Origin of the sequence: Dietzia sp. MNB45, from assembly GCF_051994785.1 — a bacterium.
GTDB lineage: Bacteria > Actinomycetota > Actinomycetes > Mycobacteriales > Mycobacteriaceae > Dietzia > Dietzia kunjamensis.
Genome location: NZ_CP163397.1, coordinates 3,677,494 through 3,696,286, shown reverse-complemented (window position 1 = coordinate 3,696,286; position 18,793 = coordinate 3,677,494). Strand labels below are relative to the sequence as shown.

Below are 18,793 nucleotides of genomic sequence, written 5' to 3'. Positions count from 1 at the left end.
ACAGTGGGCATCGCGTAGCGACACTTACACATATATGTGATCGGATTCATGGTCGTTCTGGAGGGACGACGTCATCGCGGTCGGTTGCAGAAGGGATCAGTCGCCCATGCCAAGTCCTGAGGCCACCTCCGGTGGCACCTACGAGGAGGTCCAGCCGTGATCCGCACCCGATTCACCGAGGAGTTCGGCGTCCGTCATCCCATCGTCCAGGGCGGCATGATGTGGGTCGGCCGCGCCGAACTCGCCGCCGCTGTGTCCGAGGCCGGCGCGCTGGGGATCATCACCGGACTCACCCAACCCACGCCCGAGGACCTGGTCAAGGAGATCGCGCGCTGCCGGGAGATGACCGACCAGCCGTTCGGCGTCAACCTCACGATCCTTCCCGCGATCTCTCCGCCCCCGTACGCCGAGTACCGGCAGGCGATCGTCGAGTCGGGCGTGAAGATCGTCGAGACGGCCGGGTCCAATCCCAAGGACCACCTACCGGTGTTCCACGAGGCCGGCATCAAGGTGATCCACAAGTGCACCTCGGTCCGCCACGCGATCAAGGCCGAGCAGCTCGGTGTGGACGCGGTATCGATCGACGGCTTCGAGTGCGCGGGCCACCCGGGGGAGGACGACGTCCCCGGCCTGGTGCTCATCCCTGCCGCGGCGGCGAGGCTGTCCATCCCGATCCTCGCCTCCGGCGGGATCGCCGACGCCCGCGGCATGGTGGCAGCACTGGCGCTGGGAGCCGACGGCGCCAACATGGGCACCCGCTTCATGTGCACGGCCGAGTCGCCGGTGGCCGAGCAGGTCAAACAACAGATCGTGGCCAACACCGAGCTCGACACGAAGCTGATCTTCCGGACACTGCACAACACCGCGCGGGTGGCCGCCAACGCCGTCTCCGCCGAGGTCGTGTCGAAAGAGGCCGAGGGTGCCGAGTTCTCCGACATCCAGCACCTCGTCGCCGGAGCCCGCGGACGCAAGGTCTTCGAGGACGGCGACCTGGACGCGGGCATCTGGAGCGCCGGCCAGTGTCAGGGTCTGATCCACGACGTGCCCACCGCGGCGGAGCTCGTCGACCGGATGATGGCCGAGGCTGAGGAGATCATCACCGGCAGGCTGGCCGGGATGGTCGAGGCGGGGGAGACGGTCCGATGACCGCGACCGGACGTGACGCCATCAAGGTCGACCATGACGACCTGGGCGTGACCACGATCAGTATCAACCGGCCCGACCGGATGAACGCGCTCGACCACCCCACCGTCACCGCGCTGACCGAGCTCATCATCGAACACGGCAGCGATCCGGGCACCCGGGTCATCGTGCTTTCAGGGGAGGGCGGGGCGTTCACCACCGGAGCTGACCTGCAGGCGATCAAGGACGCCGGCGCGGACGCGCCCAGCCCCGACGCGACCATGGCCGGGGCCGCCGCACTGGTCCGCGCGGTCCTCACGGTCCCGGTCCCGGTAATCGCCGCCGTCACCGGCCCGGCGGCCGGGGTGGGCGTCTCGCTCGCGCTGGCCTCCGACCTCGTCCTCATGTCGGAGGACGCCTACCTACTGTTCGCGTTCACCAACATCGGACTCATGCCCGACGGCGGCGCCAGCGTGCTGCTGCCCGCGGCCGTCGGACGGTCGATCGCCTCGCGCATGCTGCTGCGTGGCGACGCCGTCTCCGCCGCGGAGGCCCACGACGTCGGACTGGCCATGGAGGTCCACCCGACCGCGGACCTCGAGCCCGCCGCCGCGAAGCTCGCCCGCCGACTGGCCCGGGGTCCGCGCCGCGCCCTGGAACTGACCAAGAGGGCCGTCACCGGGGCCACGCTCGCCGAGCTGGACGCGGCCCTGGCCAGGGAACACGAGGGCCAGTGCGAGCTGCTGATCTCCCCCGACTTCGCCGAGGGCGTGTCCTCGATCCTCGAGAAACGGCGCCCGAACTTCTCCTGAACCGTCCCTCCTGTCACCTGCCCCTCCCGTCACCCACCGCCCGACGAAAGGCCGAGATCATGACCACCGCCACGGATCCCATCGCCGAACTCCACGCGGCCCGCCGCAACAACTGGAACACGTGGGTCGCCACCCACGCCGAGATGCAGCCCGACGCCGAGGCGCTGCGTTTCCTCGGCCAGACCACCACGTGGTCCCAGCTGCACGATCGCAGCACCCGCTTCGCCGACGCGTTGGCCCGCCGCGGTGTGGGCAGGGGCGATCGGGTCATGCTCATCACGCTCAACAACCCGGAGTTCGTCGAGGCGGTCCTGGGCATCAACGAGCTGGGTGCCGTCGCGGTCCCGGTGAACTTCCGTCTCACCCCCGGCGAGCTCGCCTACCTGGTCAGCGATTGCACGCCGAAGGTCGTCATCACCGACGCGATGCTCGCCCCGCTCGTCGGCGCGATCCGCGCCCAGGGCGAGGAGCCGGGCCACCACATCGTCATCGGCGGTGAATCGGGGACGCCCGACCAGACCACGTACGCGGACGCGATCGCGGAGGAGGGCCAGCCGCACGAGCCCGTCGACGTCCCCGAGGACTCCACCGCGCTCATCATGTACACCTCGGGCACCACGGGCCGCCCCAAGGGCGCGATGCTCTCCTACGAGAACCTCACGGCGCAGTCCCTGACCTGCATCCGGGTGTTCCGACTGTTCGACGAGGACGGGCGCGCACTGTGCGCCGCCCCGATGTTCCACATCGCGGCGCTCGGCTCGATCGCGCCGAGCCTCCAGCTCGGCGGCGTCACGGTGGTCCACCCGCTGCAGGCCTTCGACCCCGCAGCGGTCCTGGACACCCTCGAGGCCGAGCAGATCACCAGCATCTTCCTCGTCCCCGTGCAGTGGCAGGCCGTCTGTGCCGAGCAGCAGGCCCGCCCGCGCAGCCTGGTGCTGCGCAACATCTCCTGGGGCGCGGCCCCGTCCACCGACACGATCCTGCGCGCCATGGCCGAGACCTTCCCGGACGCCCTGAACTGCGCGGTGTTCGGCCAGACCGAGATGAGCCCCATCACCTGTGCCCTCAACGGCGATGACGCGATCCGCAAGATCGGCTCCGTCGGCAAGGTCATCCCCACCCTCCAGGCCCGCGTCGTCGACGCCTTCGGCGAGCCCGTCGGCCCGGGTGAGGTCGGCGAGATCGTCTACCGCGGTCCCACCACCATGTCCGGCTACTGGAACAAGCCCAAGGAGACGGCGGAGGCCTTCGAGGGCGGGTGGTTCCACTCCGGCGACCTCGTCCGCATCGACGACGAGGGCTTCGTCTACGTGGTGGACCGCAAGAAGGACATGATCATCTCCGGAGGCGAGAACATCTACTGCGCCGAGGTGGAGAACATCATCGCCGGGCACCCGAGGATCCGCGAGGTCGCGGTGATCGGCCGCAAGGACGACAGGTGGGGCGAGGTCCCCGTCGCAGTGGTCGCCCAGAACGCGGAGGACGGCGTTGCCGATCTCACCCTCGAGGAGCTCAGCGAGTGGCTGCGGGGTAAGCTCGCCGGCTTCAAGCTCCCCAAGCATCTGGTCCACGTCGACGAACTCCCCCGCAACGCCAGCGGCAAGGTCGTCAAGGGCACACTGCGTTCCGAGCACGGCACCGTGGGCGTCTGAGCTGGTGTCACGGCTCCCGTCCGACCACTCCGGGAGAGCAGGGAAGTGCTCACCAGCTCTATCGTCGGGCCGGATCCACAGGTGCGCGACCACCGGCTTCCTGCAGCGACCGTTCCGGGATGAACTCGGAATCCCGTGGAGTTCGCACGCGGCCCGACGAACTCCCCCGGACGGTTCGGACGGCCACCTACCGCATCCTGTTCAAACCGATCTGAGGTGGAGAGTGCGGATGGACCGATCACTGAAGTGGGACTCAGTGCTCGGGGTCGAGTTCCGGTGCGCGCTCGTCGTCCCACACGCCCGCTCGCTCGAGATGGGCGATGAGCAGACTCGCGCCACCGGTGAACTCGGCGTCCACCACTTCGTGGGCCGTCTCGACGTCGCCGTCACGCAGCGCCTCGAGCATGCGGCGGTTGTCCGTCAGTGCGCCCGCACGCCACTCGGGGTCGTCCGCGTACAGCCGGTAGGGCATGTAGCGGGCGGCGTTGGACAGGAACCGGGACAGCTTGTCCGAGCGGGAAGCCCGGTTGAGGCACCGGTGGATCGCGTACTGGGCGTGCACCACGCCGTCGGTGTCATCTGACGCGGATGCCTTCTCGAACTCGTCGATCAGACGACCGTGGAACTCGAGAGTTTCCGCGTCGTAGCGGGTGATGGCCCGGTCGACGATGCGCTTGGAGAGTTCCGCTTGGAGCCAGAAGATGTCCTCGATGTCCTGGCGGCTCATCGGCGAGACCAGGTAGCCGCGCCGCGGCACCAGATCGACGAGGCCCTCGCCGCGCAGGGTGAGTAGTGCCTCCCGGACCGGGGTCACGCTCACCCCGAGTGCGGAGGCGGTCTCGTCGAGCCGGATGAAGGACCCCGGGCGGACATCGCCGCTCATGATCCGAGTCCGCACGTGGTCGGCGACCTCCTCGGAGAGCTGCGGGCGCTGGCCGAGTCGTGTGGGGGCCACGTCCGACACCTCATTCCACGAGAGAAGGGCACCCACCCGGAGCGCCGAGACCGATGATCTAGATCAAATATATTTGTAGTGGCTCACACTACCTCGCCGGGGGCGGGGTATCCACCCACCGCCGAGAAGGGTTCACGTGAAACATCTCTCGCTCGCCTTCGTTTTAGTTATGACAATCCTTGACCGGCCCGTCTCCTCGGGGCGCTGCAGCGCGGGTCGGAATCGGCGACAGTCCGGCGGTGGCCCCGCGGCGACCGTCGGCGACCCGCGAGTGGCGCCCCCGACCCGCGACATGGAGCCCGACCGGCGGGGCACGGTGCCCGACCGGCGGGGCGCCTGGGCCCGCCCCGCACCGGGACCGGCCGAGGGGAAGGATGCGTTTACGCGCAGCGACGTCGGCCGTGCCACTCGAGCGTGCGATGCGCGGACATCCGCACGAACCTTCCTGCGGAGAGGGCCGAATAGCGCGGAGGGGCTTCGGGGCGGCCACAGCCGGGCGAGACTGGGCCCATGACGTCCACCGAGAACCGTCCCGCCGTCCGTACCGAGCGCCGGGACCACGTCCTACTCGTCACCCTCGACCGCCCGGAGGCCCGCAACGCCGTCAACGGCGAGGTCAGCACGCTGCTGGGCAACGCGCTGCACGAGGCGGACACCGATCCCGAGATCCGGGTCGTGGTGATCACCGGCGCGGGAGAGCGGTCGTTCTGTGCGGGCGCCGACCTCAAGGCCATCTCCCGGGGTGAGGACATCTTCCCGGCCGAGAACCGGCAGTGGGGATTCGCGGGGATGATGCAGCAGTACGTCTCGGTCCCCGTGATCGCCGCGGTCAACGGCACCGCACTGGGCGGGGGCTGCGAGATCGCCCTGGCCTGCGACCTCGTGGTGGCCGCCGACCACGCGGTGTTCGGGCTGCCGGAGGTGCGGCGCGGGCTCATCGCCGCCGCCGGTGGCGCGTTCCGACTGCCGGCCCAGCTGCCCCACCGGGTGGCCATGGAGATGATGCTCACCGGCGAGCCGATCACCGCCGGGCGGGCGCTCGACCTGCACCTGATCAACCGGGTCGTCCCGGCCGACCGGCTGCTCGACACCGCGCTCGAGCTCGCCGGGACCATCGCCGCCAACGCGCCGCTGGCGGTCCAGGGGACCAAGCGGGTCGCGCTCGGCATCACCGACGGCGGGCGTCCGGCGGAGGTCGACCAGTGGAGGGTCAATGACACGGAGATGATCACCGTCATGACCTCCGAGGACGCGGCGGAGGGCCCGAGGGCGTTCGCGGAGAAGCGTGCGCCGGTGTGGAAGGCGCGCTGAACCCGGATCCGATGAGACCCATCCCACAACCCGACCGGATGTGACCCCCGCCCCACGGCCCTACATTTCCTTTATGGAGGCAGTGGTGAGGTCGATAGTCGTCGAAGAGGACCTGCACGTCCTCGACACCGCGAGCAGGGAGTTGACGCCCCGGGCGGCGGAGTTGCTGGCCCTGCGGGGTGGAGGTGGCGCGGGAGAGGAACTGCGCAACTGCGTCATCCGCGCCGCGACCGCCCCTGCCCGGTCCGCGACGGAGTTGCGGTCGGCCCTCCGCGCCGAGCGGGCGCGGCTCAACGGGGCGGGGGCCGAGCTCGGACTGGCGGTGGTCGCCGCCGGGGCCGTCCCGCTCGTGCCCCCCGGATCCGTCCTCGTCGACGAGACCCCGAGGACGCGTCGACTCCTGGCCGACTACGAATACCTGGCCCGGGACCAGATCTACTGCGGTGTACGCATCCGGGTCGAGGCCCACGGCGCCGACGAGGCGGTCGCGGTGTCCTGCCGGATCGCGCCGTACCTACCGGTGTTCCTCGCGCTCACGGCGAGCTCGCCCTTCCTGCGGGACGGGTCGGACTCCGGCTACGCGAGTTGCCGCTCGGTGGCGGCCTCGCAGTGGCCCACGGCGGCGCCCGTGGCGGGCGTGTGCTCGGCGGCCGAGTACGACGAGCTGGTGGCCGACCTCGTGGCCAGCGGGGTGGTCGTCGATGCGTCGATGGTGGGCTTCGGCGTGCAGCCCGGGGCCGACCGGCGGTCCGTGGAGCTACAGGTGGGCGACGCCTGCCCCTCCGCCGACGCCACCGTCCTGGCCGCCGCCCTGTTCCGGGCCCTCGTCGAGCGCGAGGCGGCCGCTGTCGCGGACGGCGCCGAGTCGGCGGCCCCCGCCGAGACGAGGCTCCGGGCGGCCCTGTGGCGCGCGGCCAGGTCGGGCCTCGAGGGTGATCTCGTGGACCCCGCCACCTTCCGGGCCCGCCCCGCCACCGATGTCGTCTCCGACCTGGCGGAGTCCCTGACCGCCGAGTTGAGCCGCTCGGGCGACCTCGACACCGTGCGTACCCTGCTCGACAACGCGCTCTACAACGGCAGCAGTGCGTTCCGGCAGCGCCAGGCCCTACGCCGACGGGGGCACCCCCACGACGTGGTCGACCTGCTCGCGGCGGAGACCGCCGGGATCAGCGGTCCCCGGTCGGCGGTCCCCGACGCCCACTCCCGACTGTTCGGCGTGTACGAACCGATCGAGGGCCTCGACGCCGACCCGAGCTGGGACGAGGCGGTCGAGGAGGGGGGTGCCCCCCGTGAGGCCTACGCTCCCGTGATGTCGGCCCTGGACCGGACGGGCACCGTGCGGCTCCGGTCGCGACAGGTGACGGCGGAGCAGGAGGCCTCGGTGGCCGGGGTGACGTTCCGGGTCACCGGACAGGAGCGGCCCCAGGCGTTCCCGATGGACTTCGTACCCCGCATCATCTCGCCCGAGGTGTGGCGGATGCTGGCCGCCGGCACCGAGCAGCGCGCCCGCGCCCTGGACGCCTTCCTCGACGACATCTACGGCCAGCGCGAGTTCGTGCGCGCGGGGCACATGACACCCGAGTCCCTGGACCGCGCCCCCGGTCACCGCAGCACGGGACGCGTACAGCGGCCGGGTCGGACGCGGGCGCACATCTGCGGGATCGACCTGGTGTGCGGGGACGACGGCACGTGGTTCGTGCTGGAGGACAACGTCCGGGTGCCCTCCGGGATCGCCTTCTCCCACGCCCTGCGACAGATGACCACCTCCCTGTTCGGCGACCTCACGGGCGGGTTCGATCTCCACGCGCCGGACGAAGCGTTCGGCATGATCCGCGAGACGCTCGAGGCGGCCGCGCCGCCGGCCGCCGGGGACGAGCCGCAGCTCGCGGTCGTCTCCTCCGGGCCGACCGACTCGGCCTGGTTCGAGCACCGACTCATCGCGCAGCGCACCGGACTGCCGCTGGTCACGCCCGACCGGCTCACCTTCCGGGACGGGGTGCTGCACCATCGCGCGGGCCGCGATCTGCACCGGGTGGACGTCATGTACGCCCGGATAGACGAGGACATGCTCCTCAGCTCGCCGGGCGACGACGGCATCCCGCTGCGCGACGGGCTGCTCGACGCGCTCGGGGCCGGACGCCTGACCATCGCCAACGCCCTCGGCAACGGGGTGGCCGACGACAAGGCCGTCTACGCCTCCGTCCCCGCCATGATCGACTTCTACCTGGGGGAGACCCCGATCCTCGAGCAGGTCCCCACCTACCTGTGTGCCGACCGGACGCAGCGGGACCTCGTGTTGGACCGCCTCGGCGAGCTGGTGGTCAAGCCGATCGACGGGTACGGCGGACTCGGGATCACCATCGGGCCGGAGTGCTCGGAGGCGGAGCTGGCCGCCCGCCGGGAGGACCTGCTCACCCGGCCGGAGGGGTTCATCGCCCAGGAGGTCGTGCCCCTGTCCACGTTGCCGACCTTCGACGGGACCCGGATGCAGCGCCGGCACGTGGACCTCCGCGCGTTCGCCCACGTCCGACGCGAAGGGGGCAGGACCACCGCGCACGCGGTCCCGGCCGGGCTCACCCGGGTCGCGCCGGCGGGATCGATGATCGTCAACTCCTCGCGGGGCGGCGGCGGCAAGGACACGTGGATCATGCGGTGACCCCCGCGCCGGGCGCGGGGAGCTGCTGCGGGTGCGGGTGCGCCCGCGTTCCCTTAGCGTGGGAATGATGACCGACGCACAGCGATGGATCAGAGTCGAAGAGGAACTCCACCTCGTCGACACGAGGACCCGGCGACCGGTTCGGCGGGCAACGGACGTGCTCGCCGCTCTCGGCGACACCGGGCAACGGGGACAGGAGGGCCACGTCCGGCCGGAGCAACACGGCGCGATCGTGGTCGCGGACGCGGGCGCCCACACCGGGCTCGGCGAGCTCGGGGACGCCCTCCGCCGTAACCGGACCCGCCTGGCGGAGGCCGCCAACGGACTGCGGACCGGGGTGGTCGCGGCAGGGTCGCTGGCCTCGCCCGGAGTGGAGTTCGACCCAGCGCCGCAGGACCCCCACCCCGCGCCGGGCCGCGAGTCGCAGACCCGCGCCTCGGCCGGCTTCCGGGTGGTGGTCGAGACCGCCGACGCCGACGAGGCCCAGTACGCGGCCCGACGGGTCGCCGCCCTCGCGCCGGTGCTGCTGGCACTGTCGGCGAGTTCCCCCTACTGGGCCGACGGCACCGACTCCGGGTACGCCTCCACCCGCTACTTCGAGAGCCAGTGGTCACCCGCACACCTGCCCGCCTATGCCGCCGACACCGCCGACGAGGCGCTGGCCTGCGAGGACGAGATCGTCGCCACCGGCGTGGTCGCGGGACGGGAGGGGATCGCGGTCGACGTCCGCCCCTCCCGGGACGGCGACGGGATCGAACTCGTGGCCTGCGACTCCTGCAGCACCATCGACACCCTCGTCGTCGTCGCCGCCCTGTTCCGCGCGGCGGTCGACCGCGTCCTCGCCGAACGGGACGCCGGTCAGGACTCCGGATCCGGTGGGTGGGACGGACCCTCCGACGCCGTGCTGGCCGCGGCGTTCTGGCGCGCCGCACGCTCCGGACTCGAGGGGGACCTCGTGGACGTGGCGACCGGGCGCCCCCGCCCCGCCACCGAGGTGCTCACCGGACTGGTCGACGACCACGTCGACCACCTCCGGGCCGGAAGCGAACTCGACCTGGTGCTGAACCTGCTCGACGGGGTCCGCGGTTCCGCGACCTCGGCCACCCGCCAACGCGCGGCGCACCGCCGACGGGGACGCCGCAGCGACGTGATCGCCGTCCTGCTGGCCGAGACCGTCGAGCGGATCCGCCCCCGGGACACCGCCGACGACCGCGGGATGCGACACATGCTCGCCTCCTACTCGCCGCTCGGGGAGGCGGTCACCGAGGAGGTGCACGACGAGGCCATCTCCGAGGACGGCAACCCGCGGCCCGAGTACGTGGACCTGCTCAAGGCCGTGTCCGACATGGGCCCCGAGGTCCTGTGCGAGCGCAAGGAGCAGGTGGACGACACGCTGCGCTCCATGGGCATCACGCTCAAGGTGTACGGCAAGGACGAGCCGCAGGTCTTCCCGCTCGACTCGGTCCCGCGGATCGTCCCGGCCGACCAGTGGGCACGGATCTCCGCGGGCATCGAGCAGCGGGCGCGCGCGATGGAGATGTTCCTGCGCGACATCTACGGGGCGGGAGAGATCAGCCGGGCCGGCGTGGTCCCCGCGGAGGCGCTCCAGCGCGCACCGGGGTTCCGTCCCACCGGACGCGCGGTGCCCGAGGGCGTCCTGCACGCCCCGGTGTGTGGCGTGGACCTGGTCTCCACGGCGCCGGGCGAGTGGATCGTGCTCGAGGACAACCTGCGGATGCCCGGGGGGATGGCGATGGCGGTCGCACTGCGCGACCGGATCGCCGAGGGTTTCCCCGAGTTCGGTGCGCGGTCGGAGGTCCACGACCCCCGCGAGGCGCTGGCGATGCTGACCGACACCCTGCGGGCGGCCGCGCCCGAGGGCGTCGACGATCCCGCCATCGGCGTGGTGGTCGCCGAGGACGAACTCGAGGCGTACGACCTCAGCAGCGTCACCGAGGCGGTCGGTGGCACCCTGGTGACGCCCTCTGACCTGATGTGCGAGGACTCCGCCCTATGGCGGGTCGAGGGCGGGGAGCGGCAGAAGATCGACGTGCTCTACGTCCGTATGGACGAGGAGATGCTGCTGTCCTCTACGGGCGCAGATGGCACCGCGCTGCGAAGTGGGCTGCTGAACGCGATGGCGGAGCACGGCGTCGCCGTGGTCAACGCGCCCGGCAACGGTGCCGCCGACGACAAGGCGATCTACGCCATGGTCCCCAAGATCATCGACTTCTACCTGGGCGAGAAGCCTCTCATCGGCCAGGTCGACACGTACCTGTGCGCCGACCCGGACCAGCGTCGACAGGTCCTCGACCGGCTCGGCGAGCTGGTCGTCAAGCCGATCGACGGCTACGGCGGGTCCGACATCACCGTGGGCCCGGAATGCTCGCCCCGGGAGCTCGACGAGCGTCGGGACGAGCTGCGCCGCCACGGGGACCGGTTCGTCGCGCAAGAGGTGCAGTCGCTGTCCACCCTGCCGACGTTCGACGGCCGCGAACTGCAGCGTCGCCACGTGGACATGCGGGCGTTCGTCATGTTGCGGCACGGTGAGGGGGGAGAGATCGCCGCCACGGCCCCGCCTGTCGCACTGACGCGCGTGGCCCCGGCGGGCACCATGGTCGTCAACGCCTCGAGCGGAGGCGGCGGAAAGGACACCTGGATTCACCGTGCCTGACACCACCGAGGTCGACGTCGAGGTCACCGAGGAGGCCGAGTCCCGCGACGTCGCGGGACCACCCGACGACGCCGCCGGGGGGCCCACCCAGATCCGCCACACCACGTCCCCCAACCTGTCGCCCGACGGGTCGATGTTGGCGTGTGTGGTCACCGAGCGCACCGGCTACCCGCGCGCCGTGCAGCGGCCGCTGGGGCCGGGTGGGCTGGACGGGGCCGGGCCGGAGCGCGACGTCGTGCTGCCCGTCGACGGCCCCGTGCGCCGCGTGGCCTACTCGCCCAACGGCAGGTGGCTCGCCTGCGAGGTCGCCCCGGACGGCGGCGAGCGCGAACGGATCTGGCTGGTCACCACCGACCCCGACGATCACGACGTCTACCCCGTCGACACCGTGGGCGACGCCACCGTCCAGATCGTCGGCTGGGACGGCGACCTGCTCGCGGTGACGGCGTTCGACTCCGAGGGCCTGGCCGAGGGCCGCCTCGTGGACCCCGAGACCGGGGAGCACACCGTCGTCGATCGACGGATGGGCGGTGCACTGGTCCACGCGTGGGACGGAGCCGCGCTGTTCCGGGTGGGTGCCCGCGGTAACCGCGAGTTGCTGCGCATCGTCCCCGACGGCCGGTGGTGGCCACTGCTACCCGTCGACACCGGCTCCACCACGGACGCCGGAGTCATCCTCGACGCGGGGGACGACGACCGTCCCATGCGGATGGTCGTCCGCAGCGACCATTCGGCGGACCGGATGGGCCTGCTCGCGGTCGAGGCGGACGAGGACTCCACCGAGTCCTGGCCGGTGGCGTTCCGCACCGACGCCGATCTCGACCGCGTCGAGGTGAGCCTGGACCGCTCGACCGCGGTGCTGCTGTGGAACGTGCGCGGTGGTCTGTCGGAGATCGAGGTCCTCGACCTACGGCCGGAGCGCCCCCGCGTGATCGTCCGGCCACCGCTGCCCGAGGTCGTGGCGACCTCACCCACGCTCACCGCAGACGGCCGGTTGCTCGCGCTCACCATCGAGAGCCTCGACCAGCCGCCGCGCGTGGTGATGTACGACGTGGACAACCGCAGGTGGACCGGGCGGCCGCCCGAGCAACCCGACCCCGCGCCGACGTTGGTCGAGTTCACCGCCCGTGACGGACTCCAGCTCAGCGGCTGGCTCTACCGTCCCGACATCGCTGACGAACCGGGCCCGACCGTGGTCCACCTCCACGGCGGTCCCGAGGGGCAGTCGCGCCCCGGGTACAACGACATCGCCCGCCGCTACCTCGACATCGGCGTGAACTACTTCCTGCCCAACGTGCGCGGGTCGACCGGCTCGGGTCGTTTCTTCAGTCACGCCGACGACCGCTACGGTCGCTTCTCCGGCATCGACGACGTCGAGGACGCGTTGCTGCACCTGATCGACGAGGGCATCGCCGATCCAGACCGGGCGGTGGTCTCGGGCCGGTCCTACGGCGGCTACCTGGTCAACGCCACGCTGGTCCGCCACCCCGGCAGGTGGCGAGGCGGAATCGCCGCGTGCGGGATGAGCGACCTGCAGACCTTCTACCGCACCACCGAACCGTGGATCGCCGCGGCCGCCTACCCCAAGTACGGCAACCCGCTCCAGGAACGTGAGCTACTGCGGGAGGCCTCGCCCCTACGGCGGTACCACCACGTGGACGTCCCGATGCTCTTCGTCCACGGCGCGCACGACACCAATGTGCCGCTCAGCGAGACCGATCAGGCCGTGGAGTTCCTGCGCCGGCGCGGCGTACCGGTGGACGTCCTGCTGTTCGAGGACGAAGGTCATGAATTCGTGAAATTGGCCAACCGGCAGCGTCTCGGCGACCGGGTGGTCCAGTTCTGCCAGGAGGTGTTCGATGTTCGGACGCAAGAAGAATGAGACCCCCGACCCGACCGGGTTCGAGGGCCGGCTCGTCGGGTGGCGGCGGCACATCCACGCCCACCCCGAGCTGTCCTACGAGGAGCGGGAGACGACCGAGTACATCGAGGGCGAGCTCCGCTCGATGGGGCTCAAGCCCGAGCGGTTCGAGGTGGGCACCGGGCTGTGGTGCGACGTCGCGGCCGCCGACGGGGCCACGTCGACCGACGTGGTGGCGCTGCGCGCGGACATCGACGCGCTGGCCATGAGCGAGGAGTCCGGCGAGTCCTTCTCCTCCGAGGTCGAGGGCGTCAGCCACTCCTGCGGGCACGACGGCCACACGGCGATGCTGCTGGGCGCCGCCGAGATGCTGGTCGCCGACCCGCCGCCCCGCCCGGTGCGCCTGATTTTCCAGCCGGCCGAGGAGACGATGCCCGGCGGTGCCAAGGACTGCGTCGAGGAGGGCGTGGTCAAGGGCGTCGACCGCATCCTCGCGCTGCACTGCGACCCGCACCGCCCGGTCGGCGAGGTGGGCGTGACCGGCGGGGCCATCACCTCGTCCAACGCCAAGATCGGCATCACCGTCCACTCGGACGGCGGGCACACCGCGCGTCCGCACGAGACCCAGGACACCGTCTTCACCCTCGCCCAGATCGTCACGGGCGTCACGGGCGTGATCGACCGGCGGATCGACCCGCGGTCCGGCACCGTGCTCACGTGGGCCTCGATCAAGGCCGGCGGGTCCGCGCCCAACGTCATCCCCGACTCGGGCGAGATCTGGGGCACGTTGCGCAGCGCGGACCGGGACGTGTGGGCGACCGTCGAGCCGCTGGTCCGCGAGACGGTCGAGCGGATCGGTGCCCTGTACGGGGCGCGCACTGAGGTCGAGTACATCCAGGGTGTGCCGCCCGTGGTGAACGACGACGAGTGCGCCGACCTCGCGGCGAAGGCCGTCCAATCGGTGCTCGGAACCGACGGGGTGGGCACCGCCGACCAGTCCAGCGGCGGCGAGGACTTCGCCTGGTACACCGAGGAGATCCCCGGCGTCTACCTGCGGTTGGGGGTGTGGGACGGCGAGTCCGAGGAGACGGATCTCCACCATCCGGGCTTCGTGCTGGACGAGCGGGCGCTGGCCCACGGTGCCCGCATCTTCGACGCGTTCGCCCGCCTCGACCGCCCCGCCTGAGCTGGCGGGGCGGATCCCGGCCGCGCGCGCTCACTCTCCCGCCCTCGTGCGCTCACCATCCCGCCTTTGGGCGCTCACCCTCCCGGCCTCGTGCGCTCACCCTCCCGCCGAGCAGAGGATTTCGCCGGTATCGCCCGAGAGCGGGTGTGCGAAACCCTCTGCTCGGCGAGGTGCGGGGAAACCGGCCCCGTCAGCGCACGGTGATCGCCGCGTCTCCGGCGGGGACGAGTTCGCCGATCACGGTGCCCCCCGGGATCTCCCCGGCCACGAGCAGCCCGCCGGAGGTCTGGGCGTCGGCGAGCAGGAGCAGCTCGTCCTCGTCCACGTCGGCCGCGAGGTGCGGACGTACCCAGTCGAGGTTGCGGCGCGTCCCGCCGCTGACGTATCCGTCGGCGAGCGCCTGACGGGCGCCCTCGAGGTAGGGCACCGCGGCGGGGTCGATCACGGCCGAGACGCCGCTGGCCCGGGCCATCTTGTACAGGTGGCCGAGCAGGCCGAACCCGGTGACGTCCGTGGCGCACTCGACCCCGGCGGCCAGGGCGTCCCGGGAGGCGACGTCGTTGAGGGTGGTCATCGTCTCGATCGCCTCGCGGCTCACCTCCCCGGTGTTCTTGTGCCGACAGTTGAGCATCCCGATCCCCAGCGGCTTGGTGAGCGACAGCGGCATCCCGGCCCGGCCCGCGTCATTGCGCAGCAGCCGGTCCGGGTCCGCCAGCCCGGTGACGGCCATGCCGTACTTGGGCTCGGGGTCGTCGACGCTGTGCCCGCCGGCCACGTGGCATCCGGCGGCGCCGGCCACCTCCTGGGCGCCACGCAGCACCTCTCCGGCCATCTCGTACGGCAGGACGTCCATCGGCCAGCACAGCAGGTTGATCGCCATGATCGGCGTCCCGCCCATCGCGTAGACGTCGGAGAGCGCGTTGGCCGCGGCGATGCGCCCCCAGTCGTACGGGTCGTCGACGACGGGGGTGAAGAAGTCGGCGGTGCTGATGACGGCCCGGCCACCGGTGATCCGCACCGCCGCCGCGTCGTCGCCGTCGTCGAGGCCCACGATGAGTTCCGCGGCCGGATCGCGGACCGGGGCCCCGATGAGGTCGGCAACGACGTTCTCCAGAGCACCGGGCGGGATCTTGCAGGCACACCCGCCCCCGTGCGCGTACGAGGTGAGCCGGGCTGCGGGCGAGATGGGTTCGGTGGTCATGGTCCGACCCTAACGAGGCGGCGCCGATCGGTGGGCGCGGCCGGGGAACACCGCCTAGTCTCGTGGGGCAGGGAGGCGTCCGGGCACCTGGTGGTCCCCGCGGTCTTCAAAACCGACGTGGCCGAGTATCTCGGTCAGGCGGGTTCGATTCCCGTCCGCCTCCGCCACAACCTCACCGTCACCGGCACCGATCCGAAAAGGGGAACGGACGATCACCGAGCAGCCGCACGAGGGGTCGGGGCCGTCGTCGCCCGATCCGCGTCGCCTCATCCCGTCCACCGACGTCCTGCTCCGCGATCCGCGCCTCACCGGGGCGGTCGACGGGCTGGGCCGCGAGCTGGTCAAGGGCGAGATCCGGGGCGCGCAGGACCGCGCCCGCGCGGGAGTGCTCCGGGCCGACGAGATCGTCGACGCGGTGCTCGACGCGCTGCCCGGCGCGCCTGTGACACTGACGCCCGTCCTCAACGCCAGTGGCGTCCTGCTGCACACCAACCTCGGTCGGGCGCCGCTGTCGGATGCCGCCGTGCGCGCGCTCGCCGAGGCCGCGGGCACCAATGACGTGGAGCTGGACCTGGCGACGGGTCGCCGGGGCAGGCGGGGTCGCGGCGCCCTCGACGCCCTGCGGGCCGCCGTGCCCACGGCGGGCGACGTGCACGTGGTGAACAACGGCGCGGCCGCCCTGGCCCTCGCCGCGACCGCGCTGGGCGGGCCGGGGCGGACGATCGTCATCGCGCGCGGTGAGATGGTGGAGATCGGCGACGGGTTCCGCCTGCCGGAGCTCCTGGAATCCACGGGGACCCGGTTGCGGGAGGTCGGCACGACCAACCGGGTCAACGCCGAGGACTACTCGCGTGCGATCGACGACACCACGGCCTTCGTCCTCAAGGTCCACCCCTCCAACTTCGTGGTGAGCGGCTTCACCTCGTCCGTCCCGCCCGCCGAGCTGCGGGACCTCGGGGTGCCGCTGGTGGTGGACATCGGCTCGGGGCTGCTCGCGCCCCACCCCACGCTTCCGGATGAACCGGACATGACCACGACGCTGGCGGCGGGCGTCGACCTCGTGACGTCCAGCGGCGACAAGCTCCTCGGGGGCCCGCAGGCCGGGATCATGGCCGGCGACGCCGCCCTCGTGCAGCGCCTGCGCCGCCATCCGCTCGCCCGCGCGCTGCGCGTCGACAAGCTCACGCTGGCCGCTCTCGAGGCGACGCTGCGCGGTCCGCGTCCACCCGTCGTCGCCGGTCTCGAGGCCGACCCCGCCGAACTGTGGGAGCGGGCCGAGCGGATCGCCGCACGACTGCGCGCGGCGGGGCTGGATGCGGAGGCCGTCCGGTCCGTCGCCGCCGTCGGCGGTGGGGGCGCGCCCGGTGTCGACCTTTCGAGCGCCGCGGTGTCCCTGCCGGAGCGCTGTGCCGAGACGTTGCGCGCGGGACGCCCCGCCGTCCTGGGGCGCGTGACCGACGGCCGGTGCCTCCTGGATCTGCGTGCAGTGCCGCCGGGGGACGACGACGAGCTGGCGCGGCTCGTGCTCCGGGCGGAGGCGCCCGCCTGATGTTCGTCGTCGCCACCGCCGGCCACGTCGATCACGGGAAGTCGACGCTCGTCCGCGCGCTCACCGGCGAGGAGCCCGACCGGTGGGACGAGGAACGCCGCCGCGGCCTGACCATCGGTCTGGGGTACGCCTCGACCACCCTCGACGACGGCCGCACGGTCGCGTTCGTCGACGTGCCCGGCCACCGGCGGTTCGTCCCCACCATGCTGGCCGGGGTCGGGCCGGTGCCCGCGGTGATGTTCGTCGTGGCCGCCGACGACGGGTGGATGCCGCAGTCCGCCGAACACCTCGACGCGCTCACCGCGCTGCGCGTCGAGCACGGCGTCCTCGTCATCACGCGCAGCGACCTGTTGGATCCGGACCTCGCGCTGGCGGAGGCCCGTGACGCGATGGCCGGGACACCCCTGGCGGACATACCGGCGGTGTGCGTCTCGGCCGTCACCGGCGCCGGGATGGACGCGCTGCGCGGGGAGCTCGCCCGGCTGGGCACGCTGCTGCCGGAGGCCGATCGCGGCGCCGACGTGCGGCTGTGGGTGGACCGGTCGTTCAGCATCGGCGGAGCCGGCACCGTCGTCACCGGCACGCTGCCCGCGGGCACGGTGCGGGCGGGGGACACGCTGGAGCTGGGGCCGGGTGGGCCGCAGGTCACCGTCCGTGGTCTGCAGTCGCTCGGGCACCGGCGCGACGAGGTGGCGGCGGTGGCGCGGGTCGCCGTGAATCTGCGCGGGGTCGCCGCGGGCGAGATCCCGCGGGGTAGCACTCTGGTCACCCCGCGACGGTGGCGCTCGGTCGGGACCCTCGACGTGCGCGTCGACGGGCGGACGGACGCGCTGCCGGAGCAGGTGATGGTGCACATCGGATCCGCCTCGACAGCCGCTCGCGTGCGGCCCCTCGACGAGGGTCATGCCCGCCTCGCGCTCGCGGACCCGCTGCCGCTGCGGGTGGGGGACCGACTCATCCTGCGCGAGCCGGGAGCCGACCGTATCCCGGCGGGCGCCGTCGTGCTGGATCCCGCCCCGCCGGCGCTGCGTCGCCGCGGTGCGGCCCGCCACCGCGCCGAGGAGTTGGCGGCGACACCGGAGCGCCCCGACCTGCCCTCGGAGCTGCGTCGGCGCGGCGTGGCCCACGTCGATGACCTGCGCGCATGGGGGATCGCCATCCCGGTCCGCGACCAGTCCCACCGCGGGTGGCTGATCGACCCCGGGCGCGTCGCCGTCCTCGCCGAGACCCTCGTCGAGGCCGTGCGCGAGCACGACCGCGCCGATCCGCTCGATCCGGGCCTGCCCACCGAGGCCGCCCGCCGCGCGCTCGGGCTGCCCGACGCATCCCTGCTCATGGCCGTCCTCGATCACCCGGCCGCGGCCTCGCTGCGGGTGGAGGGGGGCCGGGTGGTCGCCGGGGACGGACCTGGTCTGCCCCAGGTGGTCCGAGCGGCAGCGGACACCCTGGCCGAGCGGTTCCGGGTCGGGCCGTTCGACGCCCCGACAGCCGGGGAGTTGGCCGGGCTGGGCCTCGGACCGCGTGAGCTCGCCGCCTGCGAACGGGCCGGACTCGTCACCGGCGTCGGACCCGGCGTGTGGCTGGGCCCGGGCGTGATCGGGGAGGCGGTACGGCGGCTCCGTGAACTACCGCAGCCGTTCACCCCGAGCGGCGCGCGCACCCACCTCGACACCTCGAGGCGTGTGGTGATGCCGCTGCTCGAGGTGCTCGCCAAACGCGGGCTCACCCGCCGCGAGGGCGACGACGGCCACGCCATTGTCTGACCCGACCTGTCGGTTGCCACGCCGGGCCGCCCCGGACCCCGCCGGCCGGAC

General features: G+C 72.3%; 12 protein-coding genes and 1 tRNA gene. 11 read left to right on the top strand and 2 right to left on the bottom strand.

Translation table 11 applies throughout. The features are described from left to right. Positions 1-159: 159 nt before the first annotated feature. Genes AB5G72_RS17670 through fadD5 form a run of 3 tightly spaced genes read left to right on the top strand, consistent with a single transcriptional unit; the run spans position 160 to position 3,586 of the window. Positions 160-1,146, top strand: a complete 987-nt coding sequence (locus AB5G72_RS17670) for an NAD(P)H-dependent flavin oxidoreductase (protein WP_174705796.1) — start codon at positions 160-162, stop codon at positions 1,144-1,146. After that, positions 1,143-1,934 carry an enoyl-CoA hydratase-related protein gene (locus tag AB5G72_RS17665; protein ID WP_096906367.1) on the top strand — a complete coding sequence of 264 codons (792 nt, stop codon included), beginning with the start codon at positions 1,143-1,145 and terminating at the stop codon, positions 1,932-1,934. The genes AB5G72_RS17670 and AB5G72_RS17665 overlap by 4 nt, the downstream gene beginning before the upstream one ends. A 59-nt stretch (positions 1,935-1,993) precedes the next feature. Further along, positions 1,994-3,586 (top strand): fatty-acid--CoA ligase FadD5, encoded by a 1,593-nt coding sequence (gene fadD5 / locus AB5G72_RS17660; RefSeq protein ID WP_440220573.1) that lies wholly within the window; start codon positions 1,994-1,996, stop codon positions 3,584-3,586. A 253-nt stretch (positions 3,587-3,839) separates the two neighbouring features. Here the strand turns inward: fadD5 and AB5G72_RS17655 are convergent, their stop codons facing one another. Further along, a complete protein-coding gene (locus tag AB5G72_RS17655) occupies positions 3,840-4,550 on the bottom strand; it encodes a GntR family transcriptional regulator (protein ID WP_440220572.1) in 711 nt (236 codons plus the stop codon). A 501-nt stretch (positions 4,551-5,051) separates the two neighbouring features. Between AB5G72_RS17655 and AB5G72_RS17650 the strand changes: the two genes are divergently transcribed. The 5 genes from AB5G72_RS17650 to AB5G72_RS17630 all read left to right on the top strand — a co-directional run bounded on the left by AB5G72_RS17650 (position 5,052) and on the right by AB5G72_RS17630 (position 14,229). After that, positions 5,052-5,852, top strand: a complete 801-nt coding sequence (locus AB5G72_RS17650; protein ID WP_440220571.1) for a crotonase/enoyl-CoA hydratase family protein — start codon at positions 5,052-5,054, stop codon at positions 5,850-5,852. A 73-nt stretch (positions 5,853-5,925) separates the two neighbouring features. Then, on the top strand, positions 5,926-8,508 hold the full coding sequence (locus tag AB5G72_RS17645) for a YbdK family carboxylate-amine ligase (RefSeq protein ID WP_440220570.1): 2,583 nt from the start codon (positions 5,926-5,928) through the stop codon (positions 8,506-8,508). A 67-nt stretch (positions 8,509-8,575) separates the two neighbouring features. Further along, the gene (locus tag AB5G72_RS17640) at positions 8,576-11,182 is read left to right on the top strand and encodes a glutamate-cysteine ligase family protein (protein WP_440220569.1); all 2,607 of its coding nucleotides are present in this window, start codon (positions 8,576-8,578) and stop codon (positions 11,180-11,182) included. After that, the gene (locus AB5G72_RS17635; protein ID WP_301162523.1) at positions 11,175-13,064 is read left to right on the top strand and encodes a S9 family peptidase; all 1,890 of its coding nucleotides are present in this window, start codon (positions 11,175-11,177) and stop codon (positions 13,062-13,064) included. The genes AB5G72_RS17640 and AB5G72_RS17635 overlap by 8 nt, the downstream gene beginning before the upstream one ends. Beyond that, on the top strand, positions 13,042-14,229 hold the full coding sequence (locus tag AB5G72_RS17630; protein WP_096906361.1) for a M20 family metallopeptidase: 1,188 nt from the start codon (positions 13,042-13,044) through the stop codon (positions 14,227-14,229). Before AB5G72_RS17635 ends, AB5G72_RS17630 begins: the two co-directional genes overlap by 23 nt. A gap of 190 nt (positions 14,230-14,419) precedes the next feature. On the opposite strand, the gene selD is transcribed toward AB5G72_RS17630, so the two are convergent. Continuing rightward, complete coding sequence (selD, locus tag AB5G72_RS17625; RefSeq protein WP_096906360.1) at positions 14,420-15,430, bottom strand: selenide, water dikinase SelD; 1,011 nt, start codon at positions 15,428-15,430, stop codon at positions 14,420-14,422. A gap of 71 nt (positions 15,431-15,501) precedes the next feature. Between selD and AB5G72_RS17620 the strand changes: the two genes are divergently transcribed. The 3 genes from AB5G72_RS17620 (at position 15,502) to selB (ending at position 18,742) form a co-directional block, all read left to right on the top strand. Next, positions 15,502-15,597 (top strand) — tRNA-Sec (locus AB5G72_RS17620). A 119-nt stretch (positions 15,598-15,716) separates the two neighbouring features. Beyond that, entirely contained in the window at positions 15,717-16,979 is a 1,263-nt protein-coding gene (selA, locus tag AB5G72_RS17615) for an L-seryl-tRNA(Sec) selenium transferase (protein WP_253003829.1), read from the top strand. Then, positions 16,979-18,742, top strand: coding sequence for a selenocysteine-specific translation elongation factor (selB, locus tag AB5G72_RS17610; protein ID WP_440220568.1), 1,764 nt, complete (start codon positions 16,979-16,981; stop codon positions 18,740-18,742). Before selA ends, selB begins: the two co-directional genes overlap by 1 nt. The last annotated feature ends 51 nt before the right edge of the window (positions 18,743-18,793 follow it).

What these genes read in the sequence shown, in the direction of transcription:
- AB5G72_RS17665 (WP_096906367.1), top strand. Translation starts at nt 1,143, where the DNA reads ATGACCGCGACCGGACGTGACGCCATCAAGGTCGACCATGACGACCTG.
- fadD5 (WP_440220573.1), top strand. Translation starts at nt 1,994, where the DNA reads ATGACCACCGCCACGGATCCCATCGCCGAACTCCACGCGGCCCGCCGC.
- AB5G72_RS17650 (WP_440220571.1), top strand. Translation starts at nt 5,052, where the DNA reads ATGACGTCCACCGAGAACCGTCCCGCCGTCCGTACCGAGCGCCGGGAC.
- AB5G72_RS17645 (WP_440220570.1), top strand. Translation starts at nt 5,926, where the DNA reads ATGGAGGCAGTGGTGAGGTCGATAGTCGTCGAAGAGGACCTGCACGTC.
- AB5G72_RS17640 (WP_440220569.1), top strand. Translation starts at nt 8,576, where the DNA reads ATGACCGACGCACAGCGATGGATCAGAGTCGAAGAGGAACTCCACCTC.
- AB5G72_RS17630 (WP_096906361.1), top strand. Translation starts at nt 13,042, where the DNA reads ATGTTCGGACGCAAGAAGAATGAGACCCCCGACCCGACCGGGTTCGAG.
- selD (WP_096906360.1), bottom strand. Translation starts at nt 15,430, where the DNA reads ATGACCACCGAACCCATCTCGCCCGCAGCCCGGCTCACCTCGTACGCG.
- selB (WP_440220568.1), top strand. Translation starts at nt 16,979, where the DNA reads ATGTTCGTCGTCGCCACCGCCGGCCACGTCGATCACGGGAAGTCGACG.